The sequence below is a fragment of the Sphingomonas sp. 67-41 genome, assembly GCF_001899725.1.
Classification (GTDB): Bacteria; Pseudomonadota; Alphaproteobacteria; order Sphingomonadales; family Sphingomonadaceae; genus Sphingomonas; species Sphingomonas leidyi.
Genome location: NZ_MKWJ01000019.1, coordinates 1 through 20,699, shown reverse-complemented (window position 1 = coordinate 20,699; position 20,699 = coordinate 1). Strand labels below are relative to the sequence as shown.

16 protein-coding genes are annotated in these 20,699 nt (G+C 61.6%); 2 read left to right on the top strand and 14 right to left on the bottom strand.

What is annotated here, in order from left to right; all coding sequences use genetic code 11:
• The 14 genes from BGP17_RS09940 to BGP17_RS09875 all read right to left on the bottom strand — a co-directional run bounded on the left by BGP17_RS09940 (nucleotide 1) and on the right by BGP17_RS09875 (nucleotide 17,130).
• Nucleotides 1–1,458, bottom strand: a complete 1,458-nt coding sequence (locus BGP17_RS09940) for an efflux transporter outer membrane subunit (protein ID WP_017502105.1) — start codon at nucleotides 1,456–1,458, stop codon at nucleotides 1–3.
• Nucleotides 1,455–4,631 carry an efflux RND transporter permease subunit gene (locus tag BGP17_RS09935; protein WP_017502106.1) on the bottom strand — a complete coding sequence of 1,059 codons (3,177 nt, stop codon included), beginning with the start codon at nucleotides 4,629–4,631 and terminating at the stop codon, nucleotides 1,455–1,457. Before BGP17_RS09935 ends, BGP17_RS09940 begins: the two co-directional genes overlap by 4 nt.
• Complete coding sequence (locus BGP17_RS09930) at nucleotides 4,631–5,776, bottom strand: efflux RND transporter periplasmic adaptor subunit (protein WP_228167505.1); 1,146 nt, start codon at nucleotides 5,774–5,776, stop codon at nucleotides 4,631–4,633. Before BGP17_RS09930 ends, BGP17_RS09935 begins: the two co-directional genes overlap by 1 nt.
• Before the next feature lie 420 nt (nucleotides 5,777–6,196).
• A complete protein-coding gene (locus tag BGP17_RS09925; RefSeq protein WP_017501898.1) occupies nucleotides 6,197–6,712 on the bottom strand; it encodes a hypothetical protein in 516 nt (171 codons plus the stop codon).
• Nucleotides 6,712–7,131, bottom strand: coding sequence for a hypothetical protein (locus BGP17_RS09920; RefSeq protein ID WP_051886928.1), 420 nt, complete (start codon nucleotides 7,129–7,131; stop codon nucleotides 6,712–6,714). The genes BGP17_RS09925 and BGP17_RS09920 overlap by 1 nt, the downstream gene beginning before the upstream one ends.
• Nucleotides 7,132–7,181: 50 nt before the next feature.
• On the bottom strand, nucleotides 7,182–8,042 hold the full coding sequence (locus BGP17_RS09915; RefSeq protein ID WP_017501900.1) for a hypothetical protein: 861 nt from the start codon (nucleotides 8,040–8,042) through the stop codon (nucleotides 7,182–7,184).
• A gap of 3 nt (nucleotides 8,043–8,045) precedes the next feature.
• On the bottom strand, nucleotides 8,046–8,234 hold the full coding sequence (locus BGP17_RS09910; protein WP_017501901.1) for a hypothetical protein: 189 nt from the start codon (nucleotides 8,232–8,234) through the stop codon (nucleotides 8,046–8,048).
• A gap of 67 nt (nucleotides 8,235–8,301) precedes the next feature.
• Nucleotides 8,302–8,853 carry a hypothetical protein gene (locus BGP17_RS09905; RefSeq protein ID WP_017501902.1) on the bottom strand — a complete coding sequence of 184 codons (552 nt, stop codon included), beginning with the start codon at nucleotides 8,851–8,853 and terminating at the stop codon, nucleotides 8,302–8,304.
• Nucleotides 8,854–8,963: 110 nt separating this feature from the next.
• Complete coding sequence (locus tag BGP17_RS09900; RefSeq protein ID WP_017501903.1) at nucleotides 8,964–9,281, bottom strand: hypothetical protein; 318 nt, start codon at nucleotides 9,279–9,281, stop codon at nucleotides 8,964–8,966.
• A gap of 148 nt (nucleotides 9,282–9,429) precedes the next feature.
• A complete protein-coding gene (locus tag BGP17_RS09895; protein ID WP_026109331.1) occupies nucleotides 9,430–10,203 on the bottom strand; it encodes a hypothetical protein in 774 nt (257 codons plus the stop codon).
• Nucleotides 10,204–10,382: 179 nt separating this feature from the next.
• Entirely contained in the window at nucleotides 10,383–11,369 is a 987-nt protein-coding gene (locus tag BGP17_RS09890; RefSeq protein ID WP_017501905.1) for a putative endonuclease domain-containing protein, read from the bottom strand.
• A 61-nt stretch (nucleotides 11,370–11,430) separates the two neighbouring features.
• Nucleotides 11,431–14,649 (bottom strand): error-prone DNA polymerase, encoded by a 3,219-nt coding sequence (locus tag BGP17_RS09885; protein WP_017501906.1) that lies wholly within the window; start codon nucleotides 14,647–14,649, stop codon nucleotides 11,431–11,433.
• Nucleotides 14,646–16,238, bottom strand: coding sequence for a Y-family DNA polymerase (locus BGP17_RS09880; RefSeq protein ID WP_228167506.1), 1,593 nt, complete (start codon nucleotides 16,236–16,238; stop codon nucleotides 14,646–14,648). The genes BGP17_RS09885 and BGP17_RS09880 overlap by 4 nt, the downstream gene beginning before the upstream one ends.
• A 130-nt stretch (nucleotides 16,239–16,368) precedes the next feature.
• Nucleotides 16,369–17,130 (bottom strand): ImuA family protein, encoded by a 762-nt coding sequence (locus BGP17_RS09875; protein ID WP_017501909.1) that lies wholly within the window; start codon nucleotides 17,128–17,130, stop codon nucleotides 16,369–16,371.
• Nucleotides 17,131–17,235: 105 nt separating this feature from the next.
• On the opposite strand from BGP17_RS09875, the gene BGP17_RS09870 reads away from it, so the two are divergent.
• Both BGP17_RS09870 and BGP17_RS09865 read left to right on the top strand, forming a co-directional pair.
• Entirely contained in the window at nucleotides 17,236–17,589 is a 354-nt protein-coding gene (locus BGP17_RS09870; RefSeq protein WP_017501910.1) for a hypothetical protein, read from the top strand.
• Nucleotides 17,590–17,735: 146 nt separating this feature from the next.
• Nucleotides 17,736–20,615 carry a RelA/SpoT domain-containing protein gene (locus BGP17_RS09865; RefSeq protein WP_286711866.1) on the top strand — a complete coding sequence of 960 codons (2,880 nt, stop codon included), beginning with the start codon at nucleotides 17,736–17,738 and terminating at the stop codon, nucleotides 20,613–20,615.
• The last annotated feature ends 84 nt before the right edge of the window (nucleotides 20,616–20,699 follow it).

Genomic DNA, 20,699 nt, shown 5'->3' with positions numbered 1-20,699 from the left:
TTATCGCTGGGTCGATTGGCCGGGCCCGACGGCAGTCCAGCCACCTCCGAGCGCCTTATAGAGGTTGATCAGGTTCGAGAGGCGGGCGAGCCTCGCCCTGACGAGCGCCTGCTGCGACCCGTAATGGGCTCGCTGCGCGTCTAGCAGGGCGAGATTGTTGTCCTCACCTTCCTTGAAGCGTTGCTCCGAGAGCTTGAAGGCTGCTCCGCTTGCCGCTTCTCGCGATTGTTCAGCCTTGATCTGATCGTCGAAGGTCCGCTGTCCCGCAAGACCATCGGAGACCTCCCGGAACGCCGTCTGGATCGCCTTTTCGTAGGTGGCGATCTCGATGCTTTTCTGGACCTTCGCCTGGTCAAGGTTGGCGCGCAGAGCGCCAGCGTTGAAGATCGGCAAATTGATGCGGGGCATGAAGCTCCAGGCCCCCGATCCACTCGAGAACAGATCGTCGAGACTTGAGCTGGCTGTCCCGCCTGATCCGGTCAGCGTGATGGTCGGGAAGAAGGCAGCCCGCGCCGCGCCGATCGAGGCGTTGGCGCCCTTTAGATCGTGCTCGGCAGCCCTGATGTCGGGCCTTCTCGTGAGCAAATCAGAGGGCAATCCAGCCGGCACGTCCGACGGGACGATCCCGTCAGGAAGCGTCGTGGCAGCACCGAGTTGCGCTGCAAGGTCAGCTGAAAGCGGTGCGCCGAGCAGCAGCGCCAGCGCGTTGCGATCCTGAGCAGCAAGGCGGGTATACGTCGCAACATCCGCCTCGGCGGTGCGCAGGGCGACCTCCGTCCTGCGCAAATCGAGCTTGGCAATGTTACCTACCTCGACGAGCTGGTTCGTCAGGTCGTACGACTTCTTCTGGGCCGCCAGGGTATCCTGCGAAAGGCGCAACATGGCCTGGTCAGCGCGCAGCGTCAGATAGGCATTAGCCACTTCGGCGACGAGACTGAGTTGGGCAGCGGTCCGGTTTTCCTCGACGGCGAAATAGGCTTCTCTTGCCTGATCGCTCAGACTGCGAATGCGACCCCACAGATCAAGTTCCCAAGCTGAAACGGCAGCGCCGACCTGATACTGCCGCCGGTTGTAGAATAGATCCGACGGGAGCTTTTGCGCCGTTCCCTCTGCCCCCACGCTCAGGTTGGGCAGGAGTTCGGATCGCTGCACGCGATAGCGTGCGCGCGCCGCTTCGACGTTCAACGCTGCGACCCGAAGGTCGCGATTGTTGGTGAGCGACTGGTCTATAAGCTGATGTAGCAGCGGATCGGCGAAGAACTCCTTCCATCCGATGTCAGCCGCCGTCCCTTTGCTTGCTGCTGCGGCATCGCCATAGGCAGCGCCGACAGGGAAGCTTTCGCTCACCGGCGCGACGGGTCGCTCATATTTCGGGGCCATGGTTGCGCACCCTGCGAGCGCGACCGAGGCGAGGAGTGCGGCAACTCTTGCGCCGCGTTGTTTGTTCTGCGCGATCATGCGCTTTGCTCCACGATAGGGGGAACGGCCTTCCGCGTCTCGCGGCGCAGCGCGAAGCGCCGGACGGCGACGTAGAAGACGGGGGTCAGAAGGAGACCGAAAAGTGTCACCCCAAGCATGCCAGCGAACACCGCGATGCCCATGGCGTGACGCATTTCAGCGCCGGCGCCGCTTGCAATCACCAGAGGAACGACGCCTGCGATGAAGGCAATCGAGGTCATCAGGATCGGCCGCAGGCGCAGCTTGGCTGCCTCGAGTACCGCCGGCAGCGGTTCGAGCCCTTCCTTCTCCTTCTCCCGGGCAAACTCCACGATGAGGATCGCGTTCTTGGCGGCCAGGCCGACGAGGACGACGAACCCGATCTGCGTGAAGATGTTGTTGTCGCCGCCCGATACCCAGACCCCGCCGATGGCCGAGAGGAGCGCCATTGGCGCAATCAGCAGCACTGCGAAGGGGAGCGACCAGCTGTTGTACTGGGCAGCGAGGATCAGGAACGCGAGCAGCACGGAAAGGGGGAAGACGAAGAGCGCGGTGTTGCCGGCGGCCTTCTCCTGGTAGGTGAGATCGGTCCATTCGTAGGTCATGCCCGGGGGCAGCGTCTCCTTGAGAATCTTCTCGATGGCCGCAGTTGCCTGCCCGGACGAGTAGCCCGGGGCTGGACCGCCGCTGATATCGGCTGACGGATAGCCATTATAGTGCATCACACGATCAGGACCGGTGCTGCGCTTGATCGTGACCAGGGAGGACAGCGGGATCATCTCCCCGCTGGCATTGCGCACCTTCAACTGGCCAATATCCTCAGCCTGCTGACGGAAGGGTGCATCGGCCTGGACCATCACCCGGTAGGTTCGCCCGAACCGGTTGAAGTCGTTCACATAGAGCGAGCCGAGATTGACCTGCATAGTATCGAAAATTGCGGTGAGCGGAACGCCTTGAGCCTTGGCCTTGGTGCGATCGACATCGACCTGGATCTGCGGGGCGTTGGTCTGGAAGCTCAACAGCATGTTCGCCAGTTCCGGCGTCTGCATGGCTTTGCCCATCACCTGGCCTTGCGCCTGCGCCAGTGCATTGAAGCCAAGCCCGGCCCGATCCTCGATCTGCAGTTTGAAGCCGCCCATGGCGCCGAGGCCAGGAACCGGCGGCGAGGGAAACACGCCGATAAAGCCGTCAGGGATCTGGCCCATCTTGCCCATGAGCTTGCCGGCGATCGCAAACGAAGAGAGGTCCCGTGTTTTCCGGTTCTCGAACTTGTCGAGCATGATGAACATCAGCGCCGAGTTCGGCAGGTTCGCAGCGCCGTTCACCGAAAGCCCCGGGAAGGCGACGACGCTTTCCACGCCAGGCTCGGCCAACGCGATCTTCGACATCTGCTTCACGACGGATTCCGTGCGATCAAGCGATGCCCCGGTAGGCAGCTGAGCAATGCCGACAAGGAAATACTTGTCCTGCATCGGCACGAATCCGGGAGGTGTCTTGTTGAAACCAAGCCAGGTTAGACCGACAAGACCCGCATATAGGATCAGGACGATGCCGGTTCCGCGTACAGCGCGGCGCACCGACCAGACATAGCGCTCCGACGAACGGTCGAAGAAGCGGTTGAAGGCGCCAAAGAAGCGACCAAACACCTTGTCCATGACCCGCGTAACCTTGTCGCGCGGCGTGTCGTCGCCATGCGGCCGCAGCAGCACGCCAGCGAGGGCCGGGGAAAGGGTGAGCGAGTTGATGGCCGACAGGATCGTCGAGATGGCGATCGTGAGGGCAAACTGGCGATAGAACTCGCCCTGAAGGCCCGACAGGAATGCCGACGGGATGAAAACGGCCGCCAGCACCGAGGTGATAGCCAGAATAGGACCGGTGACCTCATCCATGGCGCGGCGTGCCGCTTCCCTTGGAGATTGGCCAAGCCCGATATGCCGCTCGACATTCTCGACCACGACGATCGCGTCATCGACCACGATACCGATGGATAGGACGAGTCCGAAGAGTGACAGGGTGTTCAACGAGAAGCCGAACAGGTGCATCAGGGCGAATGTGCCGACCAGCGACACCGGGACGGCGACGAGCGGGATGATCGATGCCCGCCAGGTTTGAAGGAAGAGGACAACGACGAGGACAACCAGCAGGGTCGCCTCGAACAGCGTGACAACGACCGACTTCAGCGACGCGCGAACGAAGATGGTCGGGTCATAGGCGATGCGGTATTCGATGCCGTCAGGAAATTCGCCTTTCAGCCTTTCCATCGTCGAACACACCGCGCTCGACACATCGAGGGCGTTGGCGCCCGGGCTCTGGAAGATCTGCAGCGCGAGGGCAGGTTCACCATCGAGAAGGCTGCGCATCGAATAGCCGTCGGCACCCATTTGAAGGCGTGCGACATCGCGCAGTCGGGTGACCTGACCATCCTCGCCCGTCTTGAGGATGATGTCGCCGAACTGTTCTTCCGTCGTCAGACGGCCAAGCGTATTCACGGTCACCTGATAGGCGGCCGACGCATTGGGTTGCTGGCCGACTGAACCGGCCGCCACCTGGATGTTCTGTTCCCGAATAGCGGCGACGACGTCGCTCGCAGTCAAGCCGCGCGCTGCGACCTTGGTCGGGTCGAGCCAGGCCCGCATGGCATATTCGCCCTCGCCGCCCAGCACCACGTCGCCGACACCAGCAACGCGAGCGAGTTCGTCGCGGACATGGAGGGTCGCATAGTTGGAGAGATAGAGGGGGTCATAGCGCTTGTTCGGCGAGACCAGATGGACGACCATGAGAACGTCTGGCGACGTTTTCTGGGTGGTGACGCCGATGCGCTGCACTTCTTCCGGTAGACGCGACAGGACGCGCGCGACACGGTTCTGGACCTGCACCTGCGCGAGGTCGGGATCCGTCCCTTGCTTGAACGAGATCGTCACCTGCATCCGACCGTCGGTCGAGGCCTGGGAGCTCATGTAGAGCATGTTCTCGACGCCGTTGATGGCCTGCTCGATCGGAGCGGCCACCGTTTCGGCGATGACTTCGGGGTTGGCCCCTGGATATTGAGCGGTGACCTGCACCGTTGGGGGCGTGACAGAGGGATATTCGCTGAGCGGAAGCTTCAGCAGCGCAAGGCCGCCTGCAATCAGCATCAGCACCGAGAGGACCACCGCGAATATCGGGCGGTCGACGAAGAAGCGTGGAAACTTCATCAGCGTGCCTCCGCAGCAGGCTTGGCGGCGGCCTGCGGATTACCGTTGCCCTGGCTCTGCTGCATCGGCCCCTTGCGCGGCACGACCTGCATGCCGGGACGCACGAGACCCTTGATGATGACGGTGTCCGAGGGCTGCAGGCCGGACTTGATCACGCGCAGGCCATCGACGATCGGACCGAGCTCGACCGGGCGGAAGTCGACCTTGTTGCCCTTGGCGAGAATGAGAACGAAGCTCTTGCCTTGATCGTTACCGACGGCCTGGTCGTCGATGAGGATCGACTGCTGGCGCTCGCCGGTAACAAGCCGGATTCTGGCGAACAGGCCAGGCGCAAGGGCACCGTCAGTATTCTGGACGAGCGCGCGAGCGCGAATGGTGCCCGCGCTGCGATCGATTCCATTGCCCAGGAAGTCCAGCGTCGCAGTGCGCGGGAACCCTTCGTCGGTCATGAGGCCGAACTCGACCGGCAGCTTAGTCGCGGTGCCCGCGCGCCGCGCCTTTTCCACGAAGCTCAGATAGGTGGCTTCGTCGATGTCGAACTCAGCGTACAGCGGATTGACGGACTTGATGGTCGTCAGCGGGGTCGCCTGCGCGCCGCCGGCAACCACATTGCCTTCCGTCACAAGAATGCGATCGACCCGGCCGCTGATGGGCGCTGTGACCCGTGTGAAAGACAGATCGAGGCGCGCTGCGGCAACAGCAGCCCTCGCCGCCTGAGTCGACGCAAGCCCGGCGCGGCGCTGGGCAACTGCGGCGTCATACTCCTTGCGGGAGATGGCACCCGTCGCGATCAGACGCTCGGCCCGCGCAAAGTCGGCCTGAGCCTGTGCCGCCTGGGCTTCCGCCTGCGCAAGATTGCCCGCGGCCTGATCGACAGCGACCTGGAAGGGACGAGGATCGATCCGGAAGAGGGTCTGGCCCTGACGGACCATGCCACCTTCAGGCACATCGACCCCGATGATCTGTCCGCTCACCCGTGGCCGTAGTTCCACCGACTTGGGCGCGGTAAGCGAACCGTTGAATTCGCTGGACGGTGCCAGTTCCCGGACGATGACCTGTGCGACGGGCACCTGAGGCGTCGGTGGGCCGCCCTGCCCTTGCTGGCCTCCCGAGGGGCCCCCGCAAGCTGCAAGAAGCAGTGCCATTCCAAGCGCCCCCGATGACAGCAGAGTCGCGACTGATTTTCGCATAATTTCTTTCCTTAATTCAGCCACTTCTGCCGGACCCCCGGACAATGGCTTCCCACCTGTTTTCCCGGGGATGCGGGTTCCAAGCATTGGAAGGTCAAGCGCAGATTCGCGGTGACCACTCGATTTTTCCGCCTCTGCGTCGTGACGAAGCTGGCTCGCAGAACGCACGGAAAACCGCACTTTTTTGCACCCATTTCGATCCTCAACGTCGCGGAATACGGCCCACCTCTTCATACTCATGTATGTTATATGAATATGTGTTGATATGTTAGTCGTCAAGGCGCGACCGAGATGCAATCGGCGCGCGCCAAGGCACGCTGCCGAAGCAGACGCTATCTTGAGATCGTGATTGTCAGGGCTTTCTGGCCGGCCTGCTCAGGCGCGGCCGGTTCCCGCCTCAATCTCGGACGAGATCAACTGGATTTGCAGGGTGTGGCGTTCCCGCAAGGATTGGACGATGAGCAAATCATGCTCGTCGCGGGCTTCGCTCGTGTCGAACAGCTCCGTGGTATAGCAACCGCGAGCCATAGAAAGGCCCTGCCCCACTGCTGCTGCTCGGTAGTCCTTGGGCCAGTAGAAGAGGCTGATCCAGGGCCATCCGGGTCGGGAGGGGGTATAGCGCGTGACGATCAACCTGTCCGAATGAAACGCCGTCGGCTGATGGTCGAGGAGATCCGGGGTCACCATGGCCGGGCGCTCCGCATCAAAAAAAGCATTCAGTTCTGCACGTTCATCCTCGTTCTCGATGATGATCGGATAGTAGCGACCGAGCGCCAGACCGGCGCCGCGGTTCTTTTCAGGCAGATCGAGGACTAGAACCACCGGGCACCCGATTAACGGCGAGGGATAGACGCACTGTTCTCGCGCCAAGTGATCTGCAAGGCGAACCATCAGATCGGGGGCGGTTCGTAGCGACCACGCCTTATCGCGCGCTCTACGTCGAACAGATATCCGCGCCACGGCAATTTCTGATCGGCCCTGGGGAGCGTCTCGCGCATCCGGGCCGCCTCGATGGATCGAATTTCCAGAGCCGCTTGACGCACCTCCGGGCCATCCCGAAACCAGGCATAGACACTGACCGACTTGACCAGCAGCCAGGGACCGAGCGCCACCACGGCGAACATCATGGCCGCATAATGCTTAGCGCCTAAGGTGAGTCCAGCCAGGATGTACACACCAATCGCGATGGCGCTGCCAATACCAAGCGTCGGCGCCCTGCGAGTCTCATACAGAAAGACGATCCGCCACAGGTCACGGGTGAGGCTAAGCAGCGCCACCCATATGAATGCGAGGAAGACCAAGGTCAGCAAGAGCCCGTAAAGACCTCCTGCGTCTTGTAGCAAGTTTGACGATCCGGCATTCACGCGAGCGGCACCTCCGGTTCGTCCGGCACTTCCTCGTCGATCTGCTCGAGCAGTTCATCCGCGATGCTGCGCACGACGATATTATTGATCACACGCGCATCCAGCGCGACCACGCCGCCGGCATAATCCTTTTCATGATGCCGAACGCCGCTATGAGGCTCCGCCTCCTCCGCGTCCCCGGGCAGCAGGCGCTCGATCCAGCTCTTTTTGGGTGGGTCGTCGTCGAACGTCCCCAGTTCGTAGAGAAACCGCTCAGGCCGCGCGAGAGCGATCGAGAGGATTTCGCCCTTGTCGCCTTGACGGATGTCGATGATCGGCCCTTTGTACGCGATGCCGTACTTCCCGCTCATCGTAGCGGTAAAGACATGTCCCACGGGCGTGTACCCATTCTCGGCCGGGCGCGTGATGTGCTCGAAGACCCAGCCTTGGCCGTTCAGGTCATATTCGTCGAAGGCCAGTTCGAAGGTTTCGCCGAGCACGAAATTCACGAGCGCGACCATTTCGGTAATGAGGACCATGCCAAGCGCGACCGCGCCGCTGAACGCCATCGGTTTGTTTCCTGCCACAGCGGCAAAGAAGCTGGTCAGCGGATTCTCGATTTTCGGGCCAAGATCAAGGACCGGATAGGCATCATGAAGTGCCGTCACGAAGGCGAGCGCGCCTTCGATTGCGGCCCATGCCACCAGATGGACGACAATCGAGACGGCTGCGGCCATGACCAGCGCGCTGATAGTCGTTAGGGCGAGTTCGGGGCGCCTGGCGCCTCCGCGCCTGGTCCGAAAATTGAACGCGGCTAGGACGGCGAGGCCGGGCAGTAGGACGAGCACGCTCGCCAGCAGGCCGAGCGTCAACGCCATCGATTATGAAGCGGGAGCGGTCTTCTTAGGCTGGAAGATGTAGCGTCCGGTCGAGGCTTCGAGCACAATCTTGCCCTGGCCCTTGGCCTTCCGGCGCTCGGTCTCGAGCCGAATAAGCTCGCCATACCCGCCGACCTTGCGCGCGGCGGTGCCGGCTTTACGCTGTTGTCCAAGGGTCAGAATGCTCGCCATATTCGAAAGCTAGTCTCTTTGTGATGCTGCGTAAATGGCGTGCTTCGGATTTTAGTTCCGCTGCGTGTCAGGCCCGGCGGAGCACCCGGCGCGCCGCCTCATTGACGATGTAGACCGCCTGTCGCTGGGCACCGCGGTTGGGATGGTCGACCCGGTAGCCCTGATAGTGTCGCCGAACCAGCCCCGCCCGCACAAGCTCGGACACGGCACGGCTGACATTGGTACGCCCCGAGAGACGGATCCGTTTGGCGACCTGGGCTTCGACGAGACTTTCAGCTTCGCGCGCATCAGCGGGCATCGCATTGCGCTCGGCCAGCTCACGCCGGACCCGATCCGCGATTGCGAGGCGACGAGGGTCACGCTGCGCCACCGGCATCAGGGCATCGCATAGCCAGTCCCGGACGGGAATCCGGCGATCCCCCTCCCGAATATAAGGCCCAGCAGATCCGTTCCGGTCGCTGGCTTGAGCGATGAGGTTGAGCACCATGAAACTATATCGTGGCCGCTGACACACCTCGGTCAGCCGCTCGAGAATAGCAGGCATGTCCAGCACCTCGCGATCAGCAGAAATGACCGGCGTTATCGAGGCTTCCATGGCGAAAAGATCGGGCTGGAACATGGGAACATTTCAAGCACATCCCACACCCAATGTGAATCCCTCTCAGAGAGCCAACGCCGTTTTGAACAGTCGTGGCACTTCACCGCAGCGCTGACGCAATCCCCATTTGTTTACACATCGTCCTTGCCGACCGGCCCTCCCTCGCCTTCGAGGCGATTGAGAGCGCGGACGTCACGCGCATTGAACCGCAACCGAACCCCGATACCGCCCTCCTTCCCTTCCGGAAGGAAAACAGCGCCACACTCTTCGAGATAATGTAGCAGGCGCAGTGTTGCATCCGGATCGAGCTCTCTGATCCCGTCTTCAAACGCAGCGAGGTCGTCCTCATCGACGGCGACAGCGAGCGCAGCGTGCGCGCGAGGCACTTCGACGAGGCTGCGCGCGGCAAGGGCGAGCTTGCCAACCAGCGGCGGGCGGGTCTCACGCATGATCAATTACTCCTGATTGTTGTTGAATTGGCGAGAGGCCTACGGCCATTCAGCTGCTCCCCATCGCCGGTTCGGTCGCAAAGAGTCGCCTCTGTCACTTTACCGCCTCGGGTAAAGTGACAGAAGTGGTCTCTCGCAGGAGCTCTGCTCAGACATCGGAGACGTCCTCGTTGGTAATCGCATCGGGACCAGCACCAAGATCGGCAAGTTTCCGCCCAAGGAGGTCCGCGTAGGCTGGCGGACAGAGGAGATAGAGCTCCGTACCAAAGCCGTACATGCTGCCCCAGTCGCTGCGGAATGTACGCCAACCATGCCGGGCCTCCCAGGCAGCCTGAACCTCGCTACGCATCGCAGCGCGTCCAGGATATGGCTGGGTTACCAGCACATAGGCCCGCGCCTCCGGATCGAACCAACAGCTGTCATGATCCGCAATGGGCGGCCGATTGTCCCAGTCGCCCTTGGGATAGCAGCGCCGCGATCGCGATGGTTTGAGGCCTGTCGCATCCATGAATTGAAGTGCGCGGGCGACCCTCGCTACATCCATTATGCTCGCCTCGCGGTCCCGCATGCTGCCATCGCTGATGAGCCGTGCCTCTCCATCGATGCGGCAGCCGCCCAGTGTTTCGACCAGCTGGTGGGGCTTCACCAGCTCGCACAACGCGTGCTTCAGGCTGATCGATGCTGCTACCTGCCCACCGGTTCGCTCCTTCCGGCTCCACCAGCCCTGGCTGATCTCGATCCGATTTGACCAGGGGGATGCGGGTGCCAGCTCCGGCAGCTCCTTGAGTGCATGAGCGAAGTTCTGAAATCCACCGCCGCGTGCGGCGGTGTCCAGCGCCTGGTAGCGAGGGATATCCTGCTCACGCGCGATCTTGCGCGCGCGCAGCTTAACATCCGAAATCTTCTGGAAACTATATGCCATCGCCATTCTCCGTCGGCTTCGGAAAACGTCGCCTGCTACCGTCGCCCAATGCCGCGAAAACGGGATGGGAATCAGAAATTCATACAGTGCCACGAAGGCTTCGCTTGAGCAGGCGGCCGGCCACTGCGATGACCGACGCCTTCATTTCATCTTGGTGTTCTTCTGTCAATTGGACAGGGTCATCGCGGCTCTACGATCTGGGCGATCAGATCGGTGAGATCATACCCCTCGCGCGCATAGAAGAGGCGCCAACCTTGCTTTCTGCATTTGCCCAGCTTGCGGCGATCACGCTCCTGCGTCCGGATGAAGGCGTCTTCTCCGCCAAAAAATGCGACAGGCAGATCATGCTGAGCGCCCTGGAACTCGATCGCGGTACGCAGCGAAGGAATGGCGATGTCGAGATGCTGTCGCCCTAGCCAATCTGGCCGGTGATGCTGAAGCACATCGAGCGCGGGAAACGCTGCCTTCAGCTCGTAGTAAAGTCTGGTTTCGGAAATCCACCCTTCGCCGACGCGTGGAAGATCGCTCTCCTCACGCCAGGTGTTCTCGGCGTCGCGGATCAACGCCATGCATTCGGCCTCCGCCCGCTTTGAATAGGAAAAATGCCAGCCGCCCGGCGGCTGAACCACGAGGTAGCTGGGATGACCGTTGAAGAGGCTATACCCTGCCTTGTGCTGGTGAGCGTCCTGCGTCCAGTGAACAATATCGACGGGGTTGCCATGTGCCGCGCGCTCATCCAGCTGGAGCTGGATAAATTGTTCGACCCTCAGCAGGTTCTCCCTGCCGAATTTCGTCACCTTCGGACCGAATAGCGCGGTGATGTCGCGCGCCGCCGGTGGCCTGCCCAGGCTGAGCTTGAGATCGAGGATATTGCTCGCGCGCAGGCTTGCACGGCCTCCAAGACCCGGTAGCGGCATGAGCGCCAGGCCGCGATCAAGGTCTTTTGCGCCTACGGCCGCATCGCTCGCCCAAATCTCAAAATACTCGGCAAGATCAGGTGCGACCTTCTGGCCGATGCCTATGAGCCGGTCGGCGGCGGCCCGCCACTTTGCGCGATCGCCATCAGAGCGCACCGCGGGCATGTCCCAGAAATCAATCACCTCACGCTGACAGGGAAGATCCGCGATCAGCTTGATCGCCTGATCGAATGCCTCCTCTCTGTTCAATGTCGTCCCCCGATGCCGTCCGATGCTCCAGCCGACAATTCGGCCCATTGCAGCGACAACGTCAATGAAAGTCCCGCGACTTTATTCTGACCATTGTCGCTTTCGGCCCATCGCGCGCATCCGGTCCGCCGCCACGCGTCGCGCCATCAGCGGGTGCAGCCAGATGCGGCAGTGACCCACTCCCGATCGAACGGAGCATGGGCGTGTAATCGATGATTTTGTCGATGATGATATGGGTGACGATACCTTCTCGCTGCAGACGCCCGCGCAAGCCGACCATTGCCGAAGACAGGACGGTGCGGCGCTGTGCTTCGAAGCGATCGGGCCATAAAATCCCGTTTGCGATCCCCGTCTCATCCTCGATTGTAATGAAAAGCACGCCTTTTGCCGAGCCGGGCTTCTGACGGACCAGGATGATGCCTGCCACTTCCACATGCCGGCCATCCTTGACCTGATCGAGATCGGCGGCAGCCTTGACGCCGCGGCGGCGCAGCTCCTCGCGCAAGAACTGGACAGGGTGCGCCCTTAGCGAAAGTTGAATGGTCCGGTAGTCCTCGACCACCTCGCGCCCCTCGCTGAGCGGTTCGAGCGTCACCATAGGCTCCTGGCTTTCCGGGCTGATCGCACCCTCACGTGCGTCGGCTGCCGCAAACAACGGGAGTGGAGCATCACCCAAACCCTTGACCTGCCAGAGTGCCTGACGACGATCATGCGCGAGACTATGAAAGGCGTCTGCTTCCGCTAGCCGCTCTATCGCCACCGGCGGTACGCCTGCCCGCCGCCATACGGCTTCGACGCTCTTGAAAGGCTCCTCGCCACGGGCCGACACGATCATCGCACCATGAAGGTTGGACAAACCGCGGGCCATTCGCAATCCAAGCCGCACCGCCAGAAACCGTCCCCTGCCCTGCTCGAGAGTGCAGTCCCAGCGACTGGCGTTCACGCAGGGCGGGCGGATTTCGACGCCATGCGCGCGCGCGTCACGGACAATCTGCGCCGGCGCATAGAACCCCATCGGCTGCGCATTCAGGAGTGCGGCGCAAAAGACATCGGGATGATGGCATTTCATCCAACTGGAGGCGTAGGCGATCTTCGCAAAACTTGCCGCATGGCTCTCTGGGAAGCCATAGGATCCAAAGCCCTCAATTTGCTTGAAAGTGCGTTCAGCGAAATCTCGCGGATAGCCCCTCCTCACCATGCCTTCGACGAGCTTGTCGTAAAAATGGCTGACGCCGCCGGTGAATTTGAAAGTAGCCATGGCCCGGCGCAGTTGATCGGCCTCAGCCGGTGTGAAACCCGCACCGACTATCGCGACTTTCATCGCTTGCTCCTGAAAAAGGGGCACGCCCAGCGTCTTTTCCAGGACGGCCCGAAGTTCGGGACGCGGATACTCAGCCTTTTCCGTCCCCTCGCGCCGACGCAGATAGGGATGAACCATATCGCCCTGGATCGGTCCCGGCCGGACAATCGCCACTTCGATCACCAGATCATAGAATTTCACAGGCTTGATCCGCGGCAGCATCGACATTTGCGCCCTGCTCTCGATCTGGAAAACGCCCAGCGTGTCAGCACGCTGGATCATCGCGAAGACAGCCGGATCATCGTGCTGGAGCGTCGGCGACGCCATTGTCATCGCTACTCCGCGATGTTCCTCGAGCAAGGCAAAGGCCCGGCGCATGCAGCCCAGCATGCCCAGTCCAAGAATGTCGACCTTCATGAACTTCATCGCATCGATGTCGTCCTTATCCCATTCTATCACCTGGCGGTCGTCCATGGCGGCCGGCTCAATGGGGACCAGTTCGTCCAGCCGGTCGGAGGTGAGGACGAAGCCGCCGGGATGCTGTGAGAGGTGCCGCGGCGCACCAATAAGCTCGCGCGCCAGCGAGAGGGTCATCGAAAGGCGTGGATCGCTGGTGTCGAGATTAAGTTCACGTGCCTGTTCGTCGCTTACACCCTCGATAGACCAGCCCCAGATCAAACCCGAGAGCGCCCCTGTCATGTCGGCGGGAAGCCCCAATGCCTTGCCGACATCGCGCAATGCGCCGCGCGCCCGATATCGGGTCACCACGGCCGTCAGGGCGGCACGGGTCCGGCCGTAGGTTTCATAGATCCATTGAATGATCTCTTCACGGCGCTCATGTTCAAAATCGACATCGATATCGGGCGGCTCCTTGCGCTCGCCCGAAACAAACCGCTCGAAAAGCAGCTCATGCTTGATCGGATCAATCGAGGTGATCCCAAGCACGAAGCAAACGCAGCTGTTCGCTGCCGAGCCCCGTCCCTGGCAAAGGATCTTCCGCCGGCGCGCCTCGGCAACGATGCTGTTTACCGTCAGGAAGTAGGGCGCATAGCTCAGCTGATCGATCAGCGTGAGCTCGTGTGCCAGCTGATCGCAATAGGCCTTCGGCACGCCTTGGGGGAACATGCGGGCTGCCGCAGCCGCAGTCAGCCGCTCGAGCAGCATCTGCGGGGTTTCCCCTGCGACTGCCTCCTGAGGATATTGATATTGAAGCTGGCCCAGATCGAACGCGCAGGCGCCTGCGATATCACGGGATGCGGTAATGGCGTCGGGATAAAGACTGAAGCGCCGCTCCATTTCGCTGCCGGTTTTTAGGTGTCGATCGGCGTATCGCTCACGCTTGAAACCCATGGCGTCGATGGTCGTTCGATGGCGGATCGCCGTGACGACGTCCTGCAAGAGCTCTCGCTCGACGCTATGATAGAGGACATCGCCAAGGGCGACACGCCGAACGCCGAATTCCCGCCCCTGTGCGTCCAGTTCGTATATTCTCAGCGCATCATCCGGCCGCCGCCTTAGCGACAGGCCCAGATAGCCTTGCTGGCCGAAGATCGAGACAAGGCGTTGCAGGGCGGCCGCATTGGTCTCATCAGGTAGATCAGGCAAAAGGATGGCGATCAGCCCTTCCGACCATGGTGGCAGATCATCCCAATGCAGCTCGCAGCGGCCCTTGCCAGCGCGGCCTTTCCCAAGAGTCAGTAGACGGCAGAGCCGGGTCCAGCCCAGACGGTCAGTGGGATAGAGCAGAAGGCTGGTCCCGCATGCGAGATCGACCCGCGTACCGGGAATAAGCCTGACACCTGTTTCCTTTGATGCTTCCCAGGCACGCACCAGTCCGGCGACCGAGTTGCGATCCACGATGCCAAGAGCAGACAGGCCCAGCGCAGCTGCCTGCCCAAACAGTTCCTCGCATGACGACACGCCGCGCAGGAAAGAGAAATGCGTGGCGACCTGCAGCTCGACATAGCCCGACGCACTCATCCGAAGATCCCGTGGATGTGCCATGAAAGGTCGCCCGAACAGGCATGCTCGCCATCCCCTCGACGGAAAACCCAGAACCGCTCGCCATGCTCGTTCTCGACCCGGAAATAATCTCGAACGGCGTGGCTTTCGGCGGGTCGACGCCACCATTCCCCACGGATACGCTCAGGCCCATCGGCGCAGATGATCGTATGGGTGACGCCGCGCCATTTGAATCGCTTGGGAGGGTGATCGGGCAACCCTGCCAGCACATTTTCGATGCGTTCAGGCCTCCGCAGCATCCTGGCAGGTCTCGGCCACAACGTGGACCAGCAATTGGCTACCTCCAGCGGGAAGACCCGCCCGATGCTACGCTCAGGAACATCGCTCTCACGTGCCGTTGGTCGATAAATCGCGGCTTGCCCCAGGCGCGTGACGATCTGATCGACCAGCGAAGCGAGGTCTGCAGGCGCATTCTCACCAAAATCGGCTGTCAGCGCAATCGGATCGAGCGGCTCGGATCGCAGGGCAATGAGCCGCATGCTGTCGATGCCGAAGCCCGGGTCGATCGTCTCGATCTTCATCGTCAAAAGGCGGAGCATATGGGCAATGTCACGCGTACCTCGCGCCGTTCCGACAACCACTGCCTGTTCCGCGCGATCGACCCGCTCACAGACGAGACGCAGAATCCTGACACCGAGCCCTCGCGACAGCAGGAGTCTTGCAAGGTCTTGCGTCAGATCGGCGATGACACGGGCGATCGTCTCGGCTGCGCCGATTGGCTCAGCAAAGCGCCTTACAACGTCCGGCATCTCGAAAGGGACGACCGGAACGAGCGGCTCTGCAAGCCGTCCGGTTGCCTGGTCCAGCCGGCGGAGCAAGCTACCACCCAAGCGCCGGCTCAGAGGCGCACGAGGCATCGCGACCAGATCGCCGATCCGTTCGATGCCCAGCCGCTGCGCGCCATCCCGCTGACGCTCGTCGAGTCTGAGGGCCGCTATCGGCATCGAACCCAGAGCAGTTAGTTCCTCATGCGTGCGGCAGATCGAGATCCGCTCCTTTCCAAAGCGGGCAAGGGCATGGGCAGCACCAACCGTATCGGCGATGGCGATCCGCCCAAACAGGCCGGCTCGGTGGCAAAAGCGAAGAATATGGCGCGCCATCCTCTGCTCTCCGTCGAACAGATGCGCCACGCCGCTGATATCCATGAGCAAGCCATCCAGTTCATCGACCTGCGCCGTCGGAGTCCAGCGTCGGACGGCAAACAAAGCCAAACGGTGCAGGAGCGCTCGATCGCCTTGCGGATCTGCATCCCGAACATCCAGATCCGGCATCAAGGCCCGGGCATGCGTCAGCGCCATCCCAGGGTGCAGACCGGCAGCGGCTGCAGCATCATCCACAGCCGCAAGGATCATCCGCTGCTTCTGAGCAATGGTCGTCACCATTGGCGGGAACATCTGCTCTACCCCGCTGGCAACCGGCTTGGCCTTTGTAGGAGAGGACATGGCGCGAAACGGATTGTCGGCAACTTCTGAGCGCCGACCAAGCTCGCGAGCGCTAGGACGCTGATGGACCGGGAGGCTTTCAATCTGCTGAGCGCGCATCTGCATCGCTGCGCCTGCACCTTGCGACTGCGCCCAACGCGCACCTGGCCTCCACCCGCCCCCACGCGGACAGGAGCAGGACGACCCGTCGTCGCTTTCCAGCGGCGGGACTGCCAATGGCGATCCGGAATTCCGTTCAGGCTGCCTGCCGCGCCTCGCCTCTTCGCGGCGGAGCCGGTCGACGGCGAGGCTCGGCAGGTACAGCGACGCGACCCTGCGCATCACACCCCTCCAGCAACCAGGTAAAAGGATCACCGCCACGCTGCCGCATGAGCGAAACCTGCCAGCGCGGTCGCCCGACACCCGCAACCGGGAGCGGAGAAGAAGGCGCACAGCCGATCCGCCAGCGCGTGACGGCCGAAGACGGCGTGGACAGGGGATCATCGCTTGCCTTGCACCACCGCCGCAGGAGCAGAGCGGTCGTGCCACCCTCCTCCGCCGCAAGCTGGAGGCGCCGCGTCGCCGTCATGCCAACCCGCGTAACCTCGCATACCACTGCGGCAAGCGCACCATGCCGGAGCGCCTCTTCCATTACCGCAAGCGCATCCTCGTCCTTGCCCGCCTCGACCTGAATGAGGCGATCGGCAGCGATTCCCGCGCTGGCAAGGCCAGGCGCAAAAAGATCGGGGCGTGCCATGATCCAGAGGATATCCGCCGTAGAAGCACGCGAGGCTATGCCGGCCGCGAACAGGCTCGCAGCCGCATCATCTCCCATACTGGCAGTCTGACCGGCGAACTCGTGCAAGGCTGCCGATGCGAGCCCTCCCCCGGCGAGCCGCTCGTCCAAGGCTGCGACCGCAAAAGGCAGATACTCCGCCTCAGGCCGAAGCACAGGCGAAATTGCCTGGATTTCAGCCATGAGGGCTTGAAGCCTTTCAGATTTGGACGCGATCGACATAGCAAAGACGGGGACTCGTTTGTTCGCTATATGTTCTCATCCTGCTTTCCGGGAGTCAATTGATTCGGTTCCAGCGATTGGAAGGTTTGCGACCAGCGGATCAGCTTGATCCGGGTTACCGAAAAGCGGCCCGCCAGCTTCGGGTGGCCGGGCGTTCCCGTCCTGATCGGCCGATCCGCACCACGTCAGCAAGAACCGGCGTTCGAGCGCGACCGCTATGCGCTCGACCATCTCGACGCGCGCGCCGCGGGCCTTGATAGGGTTGCGATCGGCAAGCGCTCTCCTCAGCCAGGCAGGCGCGAGGGAGATGGCAATCGAAATATCAACACGCATCTGGTGGGCAAGGCCAAGACGATCGCGCCCCTCCGGGACGATGATGTCGTCAGGCAAAAATTCCTCGGGGTCATTGGCATCCATCGCGCCATGGAACATAGTGTGAACATGAGTCGCAAGCGCTGAATCGGGTGGGGGTCTGATATCCACAGGAGAAGGTCCAGCGCTCTGCTGCGGAAGCGCGATTAGAACTCGGCAGCGCAACGACAGATCGCTAATAGTCCAGAGCGGACCGCACAGGGCACGCCTGATCGAATGAATTTGGGGTTTTCATGACTTTCGAGGAATATCAGCAGGACGGTCGTACCCGCTATCTGGCGCTTGTCGATGCAATCCAGAATATTCTTCAACACATGCTTATACAACACGGCTTGATGGCTCACACCATTACCGGTCGTGCGAAAGAGGTGGGGTCACTCGCCAAGAAGCTCAAGAACCGCGGCATCGACCCGGCCGATGCGATTGACGAGAGGCTCAAGGATCTGGCCGGATGTCGGGTCGTGTTCCTGACCAATTCGCAGGTCGAGGCGTTCAACCATACAGGGGCGCTGCACGAAAACTTCGAGGTCCTCGACGTTAACGTCCACCATCCCGTGCCGGGCACGGATACAGAGACCAAGCTCTTCGACAGTACCAATTACCTCGTCTGTCTTAAGCCCGAACGCCTGGCCCTGCCCGAATATCGCGCATTCGCGGGGCTGCGCGCTGAAATCCAGATCCAGACGCTGCTCAACCATGCCTGGGCGGAGATGGGGCATGACACAATTTACAAGGAGCCCAACCTCAAACATCTCGGCGCCGCGCGTATGGCCGATATTGGCGAACGGATGAACCGCGTGATGCAAGCGCACCTCGTGCCCGCCGGCCACGACTTCGACAAGATCGCCAGTGATTTTCGGCGCCTGGTTCAGGCGGATGGCGCCGTCGACGCTGTGACCGCAACGATCGTCGCGCCTCAAGATAACAACGCTCTCGAAGATGCCCTCGAGACCTATGCCGACCTGGTCCTGCCCCATTATGACGATCCGGCAGCGCATTTCCTAGAGATGTTCGAGGCACTGATCACAGCGGTTGAACGCTCGCGCGATTTCCCGGTAGTTCCCATTGAAACTTCGTTCGGTGCGCTGCCCGGGAATACGAGCATTCAGGTTGCCCGCCGGGTCAAGGACCTGATCAGCGCATACCGCCATTGCGATGCAGAGCGGACGTTCCAGGCATTGATATGCCTGTACATGGGAGCTTGGAGCGAGGAGGAGCGCCACCTCTGGATCGAGCTCGGCGAGAAGCTGACAAAACATGATCTCGCGATCTGGGAGAGGTTCGGCGCGGCAGCGCAACAGGTCGTTCTGGACGGCGTCGCTTCCCTGACGGCGGACGAAACGCAAGCATCCCGCCCGTTACTGGTTGCGATGCTCAAGGAAGTCCTCTCACCCGATCTTGGGGGCACAAGCTGGAAATCCGACGCCGTCATTTTTCACCAGGGCGTAGTGCCTGCCAGTGATCATGTCCGCGACCTGCGCACCAGCGTGATCGATTGGCTTGAAAAATGGCTTGACGAGAGCACCCAGGATAAGGACCGATTGAAAATTCTCTGTGGGTTGCGAGAAGCCTGCGCGGCGCCAGCGTACGGCAACTTCGATGCAGGTCTAGCGAAAATCCTTCTGGACGACACCTCGCGGGTCTGCAGTATCATGACTGCCCGAGCCGCAGCATGGGGCCTGGAGCTGCGGCGCTGGTGCGAGGTCGATGCGCTCCACACCCATTATCGCTATCACGTGCTGCGACCAGATCTGGCCGAAATGCCAGACTTGGTCGCAGCCCAGAAGGCTGCGGTGGATGCATTGCTGTCGCTGCGGGATCTGTTGAACGCAGACGCTGAGTTCTTTCTGTATAAGACCCTCATCGGCCATGACACGGTGCGTCCCGCAGCCTGGGATGGCGACCACTTCGACTATCAGGCGACCGATGCATGGCGCGCCGAGCGCTATGCCGTGATCGTCGAGGAGATTACCCCGCCGGCTGTGGCCGATTGGATGACGACCCTGTACCGGTTTATCGAAGCGGTAGGATCGGACGGCGGGCATCTGACGCCCTTGCGTAACTGCATGCATAAGCTCGCACGCGAGAAGCCGGACGTTGCCATTTTGATGCTTGATGGGATCGAGGCGACCGGAACGGCTTTTCTTGCCCAGCTTCTTGTCGGGCTTGACGAAGCGGGTCGGAATGATGCGGTCGATAGGCACTTTGACGCCTGGCTTGAGACAGGCGCGCAGTTACCAGGGATTGGCGACTATCTGCGGCTGCGGGCCGCGCCCGATCCCGAGCGGCTTGCGGCCTATGTTGCGCGCGCTGTCGCAGATGAAGATGAACAGTCGATCATCGCCGGGGCAACGACGGCCGCCGTCTGGTATGATCGCGAGGCCGATCAGCTTCTAATCGAGCGCGGGCTGATGCCGACCGTCGATTTCTTCACCGCGCGGACTAAGCCGTCCTGGATCAAGCAGTTCTGGACGCCGGGAAATGCCAAGATTGTTCAAGCGCTGAGCGCGGGCGAGGCAGAGCGCTTTCTCGCCTCGTTCGTTTCAATCGAGGGCGTGGGTCATCGGGACGTTCGCCTTCTGGCAGCCATCGCGCCGAACTTTCCGGACCAGGTGATCGATTTCTTCGGCACACGAATTCGGCACGGGAGGCAGACGAACCGACGGCGCTTCGACGCTGTTCCGTTCGACGCCCACGACCTGCCCGAAGTCCTTTCTCCCCATGTGGACCTGTTGATCCCCGCGATCCGCGACTGGCATGCGGAAAACTCTGACTGGCACGAGTACTGCGGCGGGCGCCTGTTCAGGCACGCCTTCCCCGAACTGTCAGCGGCCGTATCGGAAAAGCTGATCGAGATCGCTCGCGAGGGCAGCAACACCGATCTGGAGTTCATCCTCAAAACGCTTACGACCTATGAGGGCGATGAGGGTATCTATCCTGTCTGTATGGAGGTGGTCGATCGTCTGGAACCTGGCGCCAACCTGCTGGAAAATGTTTCGCGGGTGTTGGGGGCGACTGGGGTCCTGACGGGCGAGTTCGGGCACGTCCAGGCCTATGCCGAGCGCAAGCAGCGGATCGACCGATGGAAGGACGACCCGCGCCCCCGCTGTTGATTTCCACTGAGAAGTGACCCGGGTTTTCCATCGAGAAGTGACCCGTCTGCGGATTATGTTTCGGGTGTCACGGGTGGGTCAACC